This is a genomic window from Alistipes senegalensis JC50, assembly GCF_025145645.1.
Lineage (GTDB): Bacteria > Bacteroidota > Bacteroidia > Bacteroidales > Rikenellaceae > Alistipes > Alistipes senegalensis.
This window is the reverse complement of the sequence record NZ_CP102252.1, coordinates 2,363,573-2,376,645: the sequence shown is the minus strand read 5'-3', so window position 1 is coordinate 2,376,645 and position 13,073 is coordinate 2,363,573. Positions and strand designations below refer to the sequence as shown.

The 13,073-nt window shown below is 62.1% G+C and carries 13 protein-coding genes; 9 read left to right on the top strand and 4 right to left on the bottom strand.

Going from position 1 to position 13,073, the window contains the following annotated elements:
• The first annotated feature begins 66 nt into the window (after window positions 1-66).
• Together gcvH and mdh are read left to right on the top strand one after the other, a co-directional pair.
• Complete coding sequence (gcvH, locus tag NQ519_RS09260; RefSeq protein WP_019151429.1) at window positions 67-444, top strand: glycine cleavage system protein GcvH; 378 nt, start codon at window positions 67-69, stop codon at window positions 442-444.
• A gap of 214 nt (window positions 445-658) precedes the next feature.
• Entirely contained in the window at window positions 659-1,600 is a 942-nt protein-coding gene (gene mdh, locus NQ519_RS09255) for a malate dehydrogenase (protein WP_026076674.1), read from the top strand.
• Window positions 1,601-1,730: 130 nt separating this feature from the next.
• Here the strand turns inward: mdh and NQ519_RS09250 are convergent, their stop codons facing one another.
• The 3 genes from NQ519_RS09250 to greA form a co-directional block, all read right to left on the bottom strand.
• A complete protein-coding gene (locus NQ519_RS09250; protein ID WP_019151431.1) occupies window positions 1,731-4,040 on the bottom strand; it encodes a TonB-dependent receptor in 2,310 nt (769 codons plus the stop codon).
• A gap of 66 nt (window positions 4,041-4,106) precedes the next feature.
• The gene (locus NQ519_RS09245) at window positions 4,107-4,442 is read right to left on the bottom strand and encodes a hypothetical protein (RefSeq protein WP_019151432.1); all 336 of its coding nucleotides are present in this window, start codon (window positions 4,440-4,442) and stop codon (window positions 4,107-4,109) included.
• Between the two features lie 136 nt (window positions 4,443-4,578).
• Entirely contained in the window at window positions 4,579-5,055 is a 477-nt protein-coding gene (gene greA / locus NQ519_RS09240; RefSeq protein ID WP_019151433.1) for a transcription elongation factor GreA, read from the bottom strand.
• A gap of 115 nt (window positions 5,056-5,170) precedes the next feature.
• On the opposite strand from greA, the gene cls reads away from it, so the two are divergent.
• The 7 genes from cls to NQ519_RS09205 all read left to right on the top strand — a co-directional run bounded on the left by cls (window position 5,171) and on the right by NQ519_RS09205 (window position 12,099).
• Window positions 5,171-6,535 (top strand): cardiolipin synthase, encoded by a 1,365-nt coding sequence (gene cls, locus NQ519_RS09235; RefSeq protein ID WP_019151434.1) that lies wholly within the window; start codon window positions 5,171-5,173, stop codon window positions 6,533-6,535.
• Window positions 6,536-6,559: 24 nt separating this feature from the next.
• Window positions 6,560-7,171, top strand: a complete 612-nt coding sequence (locus tag NQ519_RS09230) for an outer membrane beta-barrel protein (protein WP_019151435.1) — start codon at window positions 6,560-6,562, stop codon at window positions 7,169-7,171.
• Between the two features lie 163 nt (window positions 7,172-7,334).
• Window positions 7,335-8,156: an outer membrane protein assembly factor BamD gene (locus NQ519_RS09225; RefSeq protein WP_026076676.1), complete on the top strand. Its 822-nt coding sequence runs from the start codon at window positions 7,335-7,337 to the stop codon at window positions 8,154-8,156.
• 2 nt (window positions 8,157-8,158) lie between these two features.
• Window positions 8,159-8,491, top strand: a complete 333-nt coding sequence (locus NQ519_RS09220) for a DNA-directed RNA polymerase subunit omega (RefSeq protein WP_019151437.1) — start codon at window positions 8,159-8,161, stop codon at window positions 8,489-8,491.
• A 13-nt stretch (window positions 8,492-8,504) separates the two neighbouring features.
• Window positions 8,505-9,728 carry a bifunctional phosphopantothenoylcysteine decarboxylase/phosphopantothenate--cysteine ligase CoaBC gene (gene coaBC / locus NQ519_RS09215; protein ID WP_019151438.1) on the top strand — a complete coding sequence of 408 codons (1,224 nt, stop codon included), beginning with the start codon at window positions 8,505-8,507 and terminating at the stop codon, window positions 9,726-9,728.
• A 60-nt stretch (window positions 9,729-9,788) separates the two neighbouring features.
• On the top strand, window positions 9,789-11,432 hold the full coding sequence (recN, locus tag NQ519_RS09210) for a DNA repair protein RecN (protein ID WP_019151439.1): 1,644 nt from the start codon (window positions 9,789-9,791) through the stop codon (window positions 11,430-11,432).
• 79 nt (window positions 11,433-11,511) lie between these two features.
• Window positions 11,512-12,099, top strand: a complete 588-nt coding sequence (locus NQ519_RS09205) for a hypothetical protein (RefSeq protein WP_019151440.1) — start codon at window positions 11,512-11,514, stop codon at window positions 12,097-12,099.
• A 42-nt stretch (window positions 12,100-12,141) separates the two neighbouring features.
• Here the strand turns inward: NQ519_RS09205 and NQ519_RS09200 are convergent, their stop codons facing one another.
• Window positions 12,142-13,056 (bottom strand): DMT family transporter, encoded by a 915-nt coding sequence (locus NQ519_RS09200; protein ID WP_019151441.1) that lies wholly within the window; start codon window positions 13,054-13,056, stop codon window positions 12,142-12,144.
• Window positions 13,057-13,073: the final 17 nt, after the last annotated feature.

The following is a 13,073-nucleotide window of genomic DNA, read 5'->3' as shown; positions in this document are numbered from 1 at the left end:
TTACAGAAATAACAGTTATATTTGCATCGTAAAACAGCCAATTTCAAATCAAACATTAAGAATAACATGAACGTACCTGCAAATCTGAAATACTCGAACGACCACGAGTGGTGCCGTATCGAGGGTGACACGGCCGTCATCGGCATCACCGACTTCGCGCAAAGCCAACTGGGAGACATCGTATTCGTCGATGTCCCGACCGTGGGCGAAACGCTCGCCGCCGGCGAGGTGTTCGGCTCGATCGAGGCCGTGAAGACCGTGAGCGACGCTTTCCTGCCCGTGGGCGGCGAAATCGTGGAGTTCAACGACGCCGTGGACGCCGACCCCTCCATCGTCAACAAGGACGCCTACGGCGAAGGCTGGCTCGTCAAGGTCAAGATGTCGAACCCGGCCGACTACGACGCGCTGCTGAGCCCCGCCGACTACGAAAAGCTGATCGGCTAAAGCGCTTAAGAAGCAGGCTTTAGGAGCGACGAGCGAAACTGAATTATACTTTCGGATAGTTCACGCCCGACAAGTTTCCCTCAAAGCCTTCGGATAAAGTCCCCTCACGAGGAGGGGATTTAGGAGGGTCAGACTTGTAAACGCGGCGGAACGCCGCGAATGGAGCCGGCCCGAGAGAACCGAAACGAACAATTAACACAAAATACTTACCGTTATGTCAAAAGTTACCGTCGTAGGCGCAGGCGCCGTGGGCGCCACCTGTGCGAACGTGATGGCTTGCCGCGAAGTGGCGAGCGAAGTGGTCCTCATCGACATCAAGGAGGGCCTCTCGGAGGGCAAGATGCTGGACATGTACCAGTGCTCGACGCTGATGGATTTCGACACGAAGCTCGTAGGAGCGACCAACGATTATAAGAAGACCGCCAATTCGGATGTCGTGGTCATCACCTCGGGCATCCCCCGCAAGCCGGGCATGACCCGCGAAGAGCTGATCGGCACCAACGCCGGCATCATGAAGGGTGTGATCGAGAACGTCATAAAATACTCGCCCCGCGCCATCATCATCGTGGTCGCCAACCCGATGGACACGCTGACCTACCTGGCCCTGAAAGCCTCGGGACTGCCGAAGAACCGCATCATCGGCATGGGCGGCGCACTCGACTCGTCGCGCTTCAAATGCTACCTGGCCAAAGCCACCGGAGCCAACATCAACAACGTTGACGGCATGGTCATCGGCGGCCACGGCGACACGACGATGATTCCCCTCGTGTCGAAAGCCACGGTCAACGGCGTTCCCGTCTCGCAGTTCGCTTCGAAGAAGAAGCTCGAAGAGGCCGTCGCCAACACGATGGTCGGCGGCGCGACCCTCACCAAACTCATCGGCACGTCGGCCTGGTATGCTCCGGGAGCCGCCGCTTCGATGATGGTCGAGGCGATCCTCCACGACCAGAAGAAGCTGGTTCCCTGCTGCTGCTACCTCGACGGCGAGTACGGCCAGAAGGACATCTGCATCGGCGTTCCGGCGATCATCGGCCGCAAGGGCATCGAGAAGATCGTGAAGATCGACCTCACGAAAGAGGAGGCCGAGAAGTTCGCCGCTTCGGCCGAGGCCGTCCGCAAGACGAACAACATCCTGCACGAGATCAAGGCGCTCTAAGCCGCCGAGAGAGGGGGGGGGCAGGCGAGCGGACAGCCGTCCTGCGAAACACGCCCGAACACCCCGTCATATCCTGCAAAAAAAGCCGCTCTCCGATCGGAGAGCGGCTTTTTCGTGTCCGGCGGCCGGATCAGAAGCTGATTTTCGCACCGACGAACCAGCTGCGGGGCAGCGAAGGCCCGTAGACATAACCCGAATCGCGTTCGGCGCCCCGGTCGAAATCCTTCTGATAGGCGTCGAAGAGGTTCTGCACGCCGCCGTAGAACTGGAGCGTGATCTCCTTATAGATACGCAGATCATAGGCCAGCCGCAGGTTCACGTCGCAGAACGCCGGCGTGGTGACCGCCACGTCCCGGTCCACCCCCGATCCGGCCATGTGCTGCACGAGCATCTCCCCCGTGCAGGTTCCGGTCACATCGGCCGTGAAGCGGCGCAGCGGCTTGAACGACGCGGTGAAATAGCCGTAGAGATCGGGCGTGCGGAACATCCGGCGCACGGGCGGCACCTCCGCATCCTCGCTCCACTGCTCGGGTTCAGAGTAGCGGCTCCGCTGCCACGTCATTCCCGCCTGGAGTTCGAACCAGCGGGTGAAGGCCGCCCGGCCCTCGGCGTTCAGTCCGCGCACCGTGGCGCCCGAACCGTTGTAACGCTCCTTGATCTTGCCGCCGTCGGCCGTGTCCTCGATGTCCCGCAGGGCGAACACATCCACCAGTTTGGTATAGAATCCCTCGACGAGCAGATTGGCCTGCACGCTTCCGAACGTGTGGTAAAGATCGGCCGAAAGGCTCACGCTGTGCGAGCGCTCCTCTTTCAGATCGTCGGCGAGACGGATGCGGACCCGCTTGCCGCCCACGATGGCGATGTGCATGTCCTCGTCGAAAGCCTGCGGAGCGCGGTAGCCTCCGGCGTAGCTCACCCGCAGGTTCACCGACTCCGAAGGGTTGAAACGGATGTTGGCCCGGGGGCTGAAAATCACGTGATCCACGAGGTTGTGCTTATCAAGGCGGCCGCCGATCAGCAGCGACCATTTTTTGATCTTCCACTCGTTCTGCAAGTATCCGCCCACGATATGCACCGTCTGGTCGGTGTCGATAGCGTAGCCGATTGAACGGTCCTCGAGTTCGTCGAAACTGTATTCGGCCCCTAAGGTCAGCTCCGAGGGCATGAACAGCAGCTTGCGGAAGGCATGGACATACTGCACGCCGGCCGCCGCGGTTAGGTCGTGCGTCGTGCCGTAGGCGTCGAGGTCCTGTTTGCTGCCGTAATAACTCTTGCGGGCCGTGTTCTGGAACGAGGCGTAGGCATTGAAGCGGTTGCTGCGGTCGGCCGATGAGATGTCGAACGAAAGGCTTCCGCCGTCGATCGCATGGTCGGTCTGCTCGGCGACGAAGGCTTCGTGCGGAGGCAGGTCCAGCAGGTCGCCGCCCCGGCGGTATTCGTCGATATGGTGATACTGCGCCGTGATGCGCGAATAAGCCCCCGTGCGGAAAAACGAGCGCATGCCGACCGACTGGCTGTTGATGACGGGCAGTTCGGTGAAACCGTCGCCGTCGTGGTCGTAGCCCGAGCGGTGGCGGCTCTGACCGAAGACGCTGATGCCCGCACGGCCGCTCTCGGAGACGATCGAGGCGTTGAGCATCGTCGCATTGTCATAGGAGTTGCTGCCGCCGAGCGAAGTCAGCGTGTGCGACAGCTGGGCCGAACTGCGCGACGGTTCCCGGGTGATGATGTTGATCGTGCCGCCGATGGCCGACGAACCGAAAAGCGCCGAGCCGCCGCCGCGCAGCACCTCGACCCGCTCGATCATGTTGGCCGGAATCTGTTCCAGCCCGTAGACACCCGTCAGGGCCGAAAAGACGGGATGCGAATCGACCAGAATCTGCGAATAGTGGCCGTCGAGGCCGTTGATGCGCACCTGCATGAAGCCGCAGTTCTGGCAGTCGTCCTCGACCCGCACGCCGGGCTGGAACGAAAGGCCCTGCGCCAGACACGCGGCATTGGTCCGCTCGAACAACTTGGAGTCGAGCACGCTCACCAGCGCCGGGGCCTCGCGCCGCAGCGTCGCCGAACGGCTCGCCGACACGACCACCTCGTCCATCGAGATGCCGTTCTGCGCCACCTCGAAATTCAGTTCCAGCGTCTCGCCGCGCTTCAGCGCGACGGAGGTCCTTTTCGGGGCGTAGCCCAGGGCGCGGACTTCGAGCGTCAGCTCCCCTTCGGGGAGGTTTTTCAGAAAATAGTGCCCCGAGGCGTCGGTCGTCGTACCGAAGGCCGTGCCGACGACGGCTATCGAGGCATAGGGAATATGTTCGTGAGTTTCACGGTCCACCACATGACCGTAAAGGTTGGCATCCGTGCCTTTGCGCGGGGCCTCGGCGCCCAGCACGCCGGAAACAGTCAGGCACACGACGAGGAGTACCGACAGGATATGTCGTTTCATAGTAAAATAAAATTGAGAGTGGGGCCCGGAAAACTCCGGACAAATCAGAAAGGAGGCGAAACGAGATTACGCCGCAGGAGGCGCCCGCAGGGAGAAGAACGAAATCTCAGGCGCACACTTGCAGCGCGTGGCCTCGGGCAGCAGCACGGCGAGCACCTCGGCGTAGAACTGATGCGCATAAGGGATTTCGAGCAGATAGGGGAAGAAATGGAAATCATCGACGATACAGAACTCGACGATCTGCTGCTCGGCGCCGTTGTCGGGCACCAGGTCGCCGCTGAACGCCGCGAAGTGGGCCGGGTCCTCGTTATAGATATGCACCTTCTGCCCCGCGTAGGCCGCGAGCAGGACCGACAGCAGGAAAGCCGCACAGCATCGTCTGAGTCCGGGGCGCATCTTCATCGGATGCAAAGTTACAATAAAAAAGGGCCGCGACAAGCGGCCCCTGCAAAAATACCTAAACATTAGTAGGTTGTATGTCTGTCCGGTCGCCCGCTGCGGGAGACGGACCGTGCGCCCCTCCCGGAAGCCGGGCGCCTCAGATGCTGATGTCGAGGATCTCGAAGTGGATCGTGCCGGCAGGTACGTCCACATCCACGCAGTCGCCCTTCTTGCGGCCCAGCAGCGCCTTGGCGATCGGCGTGCCGATGGCCAGCTTCCCTTCGCGCAGGTTGGCCTCGTGCTCGGCGACGATCGTATAGGTCATCTGCTTGTGGGTGTTGTGATTCAGGAGCGTCACCTTACTCAGAATCTGCACCTTGCTCTTGTCGATCTTCGATTCGTCGATCACGCGCGCATTGGCGATCGTATCTTCCAGCTTGGCGATACGCATCTCCATCAGACCCTGCGCCTCACGGGCAGCGTCGTACTCCGCGTTCTCCGAAAGGTCGCCCTTGTCGCGCGCTTCGGCGATCGCCGCCGAAATCGCCGGACGCTCGACGGAACGCAGGTGATCGAGCTCCTCCTTGAGTTTTTTATAACCCTCCGCTGTCAGATAAATAATCTCTTTTGCCATACCTAAAAAAACATAAAAAATAAAGAATCCTGACCCGTAAAGGTCAGAACCCCGTTGCGTTGCTCAGACAAAGATAGAAAGTAAATTCCATATTTCCAAATCTTTTTCGCGCTCCGTGGCACGGATCGTGCCCGCGAACGGGGTTATGCACACCCTCCTCACGATCCATCTGTTATGGACGCTCGGCGCGGGTCTCGTCATCACGCGTCGGCAGCGGATACCCGCTTCGGCGGCCGTGTGGCTGGCTCTGGTTCTCCTGCTCCCGGTGGCTGGCACGCTGCTGTACGTACTGGCGGGATACCGCCGTCCCGCACCCCCGGCCGAAGAGGCCGTCCACAGGGGCGACGCCGTGGAACAGATCGTCGCCCGGGGCTGCGGCACCTCCCCCACGCGGCACAACCGCATCGAACTGCTCCACAACGGCAACAATGCCTTCGCATCGCTCATCGCCGCCCTGCAACACGCCGCCCGCTCGATCCACATGGAGTACTACATCATCCGCGACGACCGCATCGGCCGCACCATCGCCGAAATCCTGATCCGCAAGGCCCGCGCTGGGCTGGAGGTGCGGGTCATCTACGACGCCGTGGGTTCGTGGCGGCTGAGCCGCGCAATGCTGCGGCGCATGCACGAGGCGGGGGTCCGCACGGCCGCCTTCGAACCGGTCCGCTTCCCGTGGTTCACCCCGCGCGCCGCGCGCCGCAACCACCGCAAAATAGTCGTTACGGACGGAAAAACCGCCTATCTGGGTGGCATAAATATTGCGAAATACTACCTCGACGGAGATTGCATGGGCAAGTGGCGCGACGAGCACCTTCGCATCGAAGGCGACGCCGTCGCGGACCTCCAGCGACTCTTCATCGCCGATTGGGCGCGGGCCGCCCGGGAGCGTCTCGACCCGCGCAGATACATCGCCCCTCACCGCATCCGGCAGCGGCTGCCGATCCAGCTGGCATGGTCCGAAGAGGGCCCTTCGCGGCTGACTATCGCCGAGGCGTTCGCGGCGGCCATCGTCCGGGCCCGGAAGCGGGTGCGCATCTGTTCGCCCTACTTCCTGCCCCCGGTGATGATCCTCGACGCCCTGCGGCTGGCGGCCCGGAGCGGCATCCGGGTCGAGGTGATGATCCCGGCGTGCAGCGACTCCCCGTTCTCGGACCTCGTGTCCGACTCCTACGTCGGGGACCTGCTCGACGCCGGGGTCGAACTCTACCGCTACGACAACGGATTCCTGCACGCCAAACTGGTGATCGTCGATGAAGAGCTGGCCTCGGTGGGCACCGCGAACATGGACTACCGCAGTCTGACGGACAACCTCGAAGTCACGGCCTTCATCCGCGGCCGGGAGGCGGTCCGCGAACTGGCGGCGAACTTCGGCGAGGACCTCGCCTCCTGCCGGCGCATCACGCGCCGGGAGTGGCGGCCCCCGCTGTGGCGCCGGACGCTGGGCGACGTGCTGCGGCTCGTGTCACCCCTGATGTGATCCCGTCCTAAACATATACGCACCATGAAACACCTTGTCTTCACCCTCCTCGCCGCGCTCCTCGTTTCGGGCGCGGCCTCCGCCCAACGCCTGATGGTCGGCGTGCGCGGCGGCGTCAATTTCACCGACTACTCGTTCGTCCCGACACGCATCGGCGACATCCGGTTCTCGCCGGGCTCCCCGCGGGCAGGCTACGACGTGGGCTTCGTCCTGCGCCTCAACCTCTCGAAGCACCTCCATCTGCAATCGGAACTGGACTACGCCTTCGTCAACTACTCCGTCCGCGCCGGGGATGCCGGAAACCGCCGCCTGACGCTGCGCACCGAGCGGTTCGAGATTCCCGTCCAGCTGGGCTTCCAGTTCGGCGTGCTGCGGCTGTTCGGAGGCGCGCTGTTCCGCGTCACGGATTCCGAGCGCAGCAGCGCCCCGCAGCTGCTCCGGGTCCGGTTCAACAACGGCGACATCGGGGTCATGGGCGGCCTGGGCTTCAACGTCCGCAAATTCTTCATCGACTTCCGCATCTCGGGCTATCCGCGCTCGCGGGTGTGGCACGACTTCACGTCGGACGGCGTATCGCGCCGTGTCAAAGTGCCCCACGACATCGTCTACGGCGGTTCCGTCGGTTTCTTTTTCTGAAAATCCCGGTCCTGATCCCCCGCCCCGGCGGGGGCTTTCGCATCCGCCGGAATAAAAAACGGCGATCCATCCCTCTTTGCAGCTTCCGCGTGCAATAATTTTTTTTGCAAATCGTTAATTTATGTGTAACTTTGTGCGATAAAGCGCCGTAATAGATTCATAAATGAAGCAGACTTTTTTATACGCCCTTTGCGGACTGGCGGCCGCGGCTATCCTCGGAGGGTGTTCTGGCATGAACGCCCTGCTGAAAAGCGGAAAACCCGAACTGATTTACAGCAAGGCGATGGAGTACTACCAGAAGGAGAAGTGGCAGCGCGCCTCGACGCTCTTCGAAGGAGCCCAGTACTACTACACCGGCACCCCGACCGAAGACAGCATCTCGTTCTTCAACGCCCGCTGCAAATTCAAGAACCGCGATTACGACACGGCATCGACCCTGCTGGACGACTTCCGGCGCAAATTCGGCCGCAGCGCCTTCATCGAGGACGCCGAAGGCATGTACGCGCTCTGCTTCTACTACCTCTCGCCGGGACCCTCGCGCGACCAGACGATGACCGGCCAGGCGCTGATCGCCATCAACGAATTCATGTCGCGCTATCCGAAGAGCGACCGGATCGAGGATTTCAAGAAGATCAACGCGGAGCTCACCGAACGGCTCCACGACAAAGCCTACATCAACGCCTATACCTATTATAAGATCGGCCGCTACAAATCGGCGATCGTGGCGCTGAAAAACGCCCTGAAACAATATCCCGAAAGCAAGCACCGCGAGGAGATCATGTACCTGATCGTCGATGCCGGCTACCGCTTCGCCAGCAACTCGGTCCAGGACAAGCAGACGGACCGCTATCTGACGATGCTCGACTCCTACCTCTCGTTCAAGGAGGAGTTCCCCGAATCGAAGCACATCAAGGAGCTCGACCGCATGGCCAAGAGCGCCCGCGACTACCTCGACCGCAACAACAACAAGGACAACAATATATAAGAATGGAAATCAAAAAGAACATTCCCAACAACACCATCACGCGCAAGCTGGTGGATCTGGACTCGGAAACGGGCAACATCTACGAGAGCGTCAACATCATCGCCCGCCGCGCCAACCAGATCGCAACCGAACTCAAAACCGAGCTCAACCGCAAACTCGCCGATTTCTCGTCGCCCACCGACACTATGGAGGAGACCTTCGAGAACCGCGAGCAGATCGAGATCTCGCGTTACTACGAGCGCCTGCCCAAACCGGTGATCATCGCCACCGAGGAGTTCATCGACCACGAACTGGTCTTCAAGGAGGGCAAGGACGGCGAGATGAAGGTGATCTAATCCGCGCAGGGAGATGGCATCCGAAGGCGTTGCGAATCCCCCGCTGGCGGGACGGCACATACTGCTGGGCATCACGGGCAGCATAGCGGCCTACAAGGCTGCCGTGCTTTGTCGTTTATTGAAGACGGCAGGCGCCGACGTACGCGTGGTGATGACGCCGCTGGCCAAGCAGTTCATCACGCCGCTGACGATGGCCACGCTCTCGAAAAATCCCATTCTGGTCGAATTCTTCGATCCGGAAAACGGCGCGTGGAACTCCCACGTGTCGCTGGGCGAATGGGCGGACTGCTACCTGATCGCCCCCGCCACGGCCAACACGCTGGCCAAGATGGCTGGCGGCATCGCCGACAATCTGCTACTGACGACCTACCTCTCGGCACGCTGCCCGGTCGTCGCGGCTCCCGCCATGGACCTGGACATGTACGCCCACGCAGCCACGCAGCAGAACCTGCGGACACTCGCCGAACGCGGCGTCCGCATCGTCGAGCCCGGCGAAGGCGAACTGGCCAGCGGACTGACCGGCAAGGGCCGCATGGCCGAACCCGAAGCGATCGCCGCATTCGTCGGCGACCTTCTCCGCGAAAAAAAAAAGAGTCTGCAAGGTAAACGGCTGATCGTCACGGCAGGAGCCACGATCGAGGCCATCGACCCCGTGCGGTTCATCTCGAACCACTCCTCGGGGAAGATGGGCTACGCCATTGCCGGGGAGCTGGCCGGCAGGGGCGCCGAGGTGACGCTCGTCACGGGCCGCACGGCGCTGCCGACGCCCGCAGGCGTCGAGCGGGTGGACGTGCTCTCGGCCGCCGAGATGTACGACGCCGCGGTCCGGGCCTTCGAGAAGGCCGACGGTGCGGTGATGTGCGCCGCCGTGGCCGACTACACTCCCGACAGCGTTTCGGAAACCAAGATCAAGAAAGGCGACGGCGACATGTACATCGCCCTGCGCCGGACGCGCGACATCGCTGCCGAACTGGGGGCGCACAAGGGCGGCCGCCTGCTGGTGGGATTCGCTTTGGAGACCCACGACGAGGAGGCGCACGCCGAAGCCAAACTCACGAAGAAGAATTTCGACTTCATCGTGCTCAACTCGCTGCGCAACGCCGGAGCCGGATTCCGCGGCGACACCAACAAGGTGACCTTCATCGACCGTGCGGGACGCGAAGAGCTGCCCCTGATGGCGAAGCGCGAGGTCGCCGCACGCATTGCCGACAAAATCGAAAAATTTTTCGCCCGATGAATGCCTTCCGCAACGGAAGGCCGGAGCTTTTAATTTTTAATTCTTAATTTGTAATTTCGCATGCTACGCCGTCTGTCGGTCGAAAATTACGCGCTTATCGACAAGCTCGAAATGGAGCTGGACCCCCGTCTGAACATCATCACGGGTGAGACGGGCGCCGGAAAATCCATCCTGCTCGGAGCTCTCGGGCTGCTGCTGGGGGCCAAGAACGACGGTTCGGCGATGAAGGACGCGGCGCGCAACTGCACGGTCGAGGGGATTTTCGACCTCACGGGGCGCGACCTGGAGGCGTTCTTCGACGAAAACGACCTCGACTACGCTCCCGAAACGACCCTGACGCGCATCATCACCCCGACGGGCAAGAGCCGCGCTTTCATCAACGACGTGCCGGTGCAGCTGGCGCAGTTGCGCGAACTGGGGAGCCGCCTGATCGACATCCATTCCCAGCACCAGAACCTGATCCTCTCGTCGGAGGAGTTCCGCACCTCGGCACTCGATACCGTGGCCGCGAACCGGGAGCTGCTGGCCCAATACACCGCACAGTACGCCCGGACATCCGAACTGCGGCGCCGGCTGGCCGCCCTGCGCGAAGCCGCCGAGAAGGGCCGCCGCGACGAGGAGTGGCTCCGGTTCCAGACCGAGGAGCTGACGGCCGCCAACCTGCGCGCCGGCGAACAGGCCGAACTGGAAGAGGAGCTGACGGTGCTCGAAAACGCCGACCGCATCGGCGAAGCGCTGACCACGCTGCGCAACGCTTTCGACACCGACGAAACGGGAGTGCTGGCGCAGCTTAAAAACTCGGAAAACGAACTCAACCATATCCGCGGCCACTACCCCGCCGCCGGGGAGTACGCCGACCGTCTGCGGTCGGTGCTCGAAGAGCTGAAGGACATCAACAATTCGGCCGCTGCGGCCGCAGAACGGCTCGACGCCGATCCGGAGCGGCTGGCGAAACGCTCGGCCCGCCTCGACGCGCTGATCGCGCTCCAACAGAAACACCACGTCGCGGACGAAGCCGGGCTGATCGACCTGCGCGACCGCTGTGCGGCCCAACTAGCGGCCATCGTCCACAGCGGCGAGGAGATCGCCGAAGCGGAGTCCGCCCTCGGAGAAGCCGCCGCCAAGCTCCTCGCCCTGGCCGACCGTCTGCACAAAACGCGCGAAAAGGCGGCTGCGGGATTCGAAAAACACATCCTCTCGACCCTCGCCAAACTGGGCATGCCCGACACCCTCTTCCGCATCGCGCTGACGCCGCTGGCCGAACCGGGCCGCACGGGGTGCGACAGCGTGCAGTTCCTCTTCACAGCCAACCGGAACATGACGCCCCAGCCCGTCGAACGCATCGCCTCGGGCGGTGAGCTTTCGCGCGTGATGCTGGCTCTGAAAGCCCTGCTGGCCGAGCGGATGCAGCTGCCGACGATCATCTTCGACGAGATCGACACGGGTGTCTCGGGCCGCATCGCCGACGCCATGGGCGAGATCATCGAATCGCTCGCGGCGTCGATGCAGGTGGTGGACATCACCCACCTGCCGCAGGTCGCCTCGAAGGGCTCGGCGCATTTCGTGGTCTACAAGCGCAACGGACGCACGGAGATCACCCGCCTCGGCGACGACGAACGCGTGACCGAAATCGCCAAAATGCTCTCCGGCTCGGAGATCACCGACGCCGCCGTGGCCCAGGCCCGCATCCTGCTGGGCAAATAACCGCCCCGAACCGATTTACACAAGACGGAGCGACCCGGAATCGCTCCGCCCGCTACGATAACCCCGCAAAAAACGCATCATGGAAAACATCCTCGAAATCGCGGCCGCCAACCAGCAGCGCGCCCGCGAGGTCATCCGCGACACCGGGCTGGAAGCCGCCTGGCGGGCGGCGGGCGCCGAACCGAACCTCGTGGGGTCGTTCCGCACGGGCCTGCTGATGAAACACCGCGACATCGACTTCCACATCTACTCCCCGTCCCTGAACATCGCCGACAGCTTCGCGGCCATGACCCGCATCGCCGCGAATCCCCGCATCCGCCGCATCGAATACGGCAACCTGCTCGACGCCCCGGACCAATGTCTCGAATGGCATGCGTGGTATGCCGACGCCGACGACCGGCTCTGGCAGATCGACATGATCCACATGGCCCGCGGATCGGCCTGGGAGGGCTATTTCGAACGGGTGGCCGACCGGATCGGCGCCGTGCTGACCGACGAGACGCGGCGCGCCATCCTGCAAATCAAATACGACACGCCCGACGAGGTGAAGATCATGGGCATCGAATATTATCAGGCCGTGCTGCGCGACGGTGTGCGCACCTATGCCGAATTCGAGGCATGGCGCGCGGCGAATCCCGTCGAGGGCATTCTGGAATGGATGCCCTGAATCCAAAATGCAGCGGAGCACCTTTCGGGGCACTCCGTTCGTTCAGAGGCGTCGCCGCCGCCACCGTTCGACGAGGATTTCACCCTTGAAGTAGATGACGAGCGAACCGACGATAATCGCCATGCCTGCCACGGTGCTGAAATGGGGATACTCGCCGGGCAGCATGATCCAGCTCAGAACCGCCCCCAGCACGGGATTGATCAGGCGGCACATATTGATATCGCTGACCTTCGTGCCCTCGGTGCGCAGGGCCATGAACCAGAAGCTGAAAGCGAAGACCGAAATGAAGACCAGCACCCCGAGGCTTCCGTAGAATCCGGCCGGTTTGGCCCAAAAAGGGTGGAAACCCTCTGCGGCGACGCCCACGCCGTAGATCAGCAGACCGCCGAAGAACATCTGCACGGCATTGAGGAAGACCGGATCGACCTTGCCCTTGTCCTCCGAAACCGAAATCGCGGAGTAGCCCTGAAAGACGATGCTCGCCAGCAACAGCACGATGCCCCCGATGCCGCGCCAGTCGAGCGGCGCGCCGTCGCTGCCCGTGCCGACGATCAGCAGCAGTCCCGCCAGACTGACCAGCAGGCTCACGACCTTGTAGCGGTTCAGCCGGTCGTCGCTGGCCAGCAGGTGCGCCAGCAGCACGTTGATCAGCGGCGTGAGGCCCATGACGATCGAGCCGATGGCTCCGCTGACGAAGTCCACGCCGAAATAAAACGCCGTGTAGCCCAGGAACATGTTGATCAGAATGAGATTGCCGAACAGCCGCATGTGGCGCACGATCTCGCGCCACATGCCGCCGTGCCACGTGTAGGCGAAGAGGATGACGCCGACGGTCGTGAAGCGCAGCCCGGCGAAATTCATCGGCGTAAAATCGTAGCTGAGTCCCTGTTTGATGAACGGATTGACGAGGGCCCACAACACCGAGGCCAGTATAGCATAGAGAATACCCTTTTTCATAACACGTAAGTTTCGGC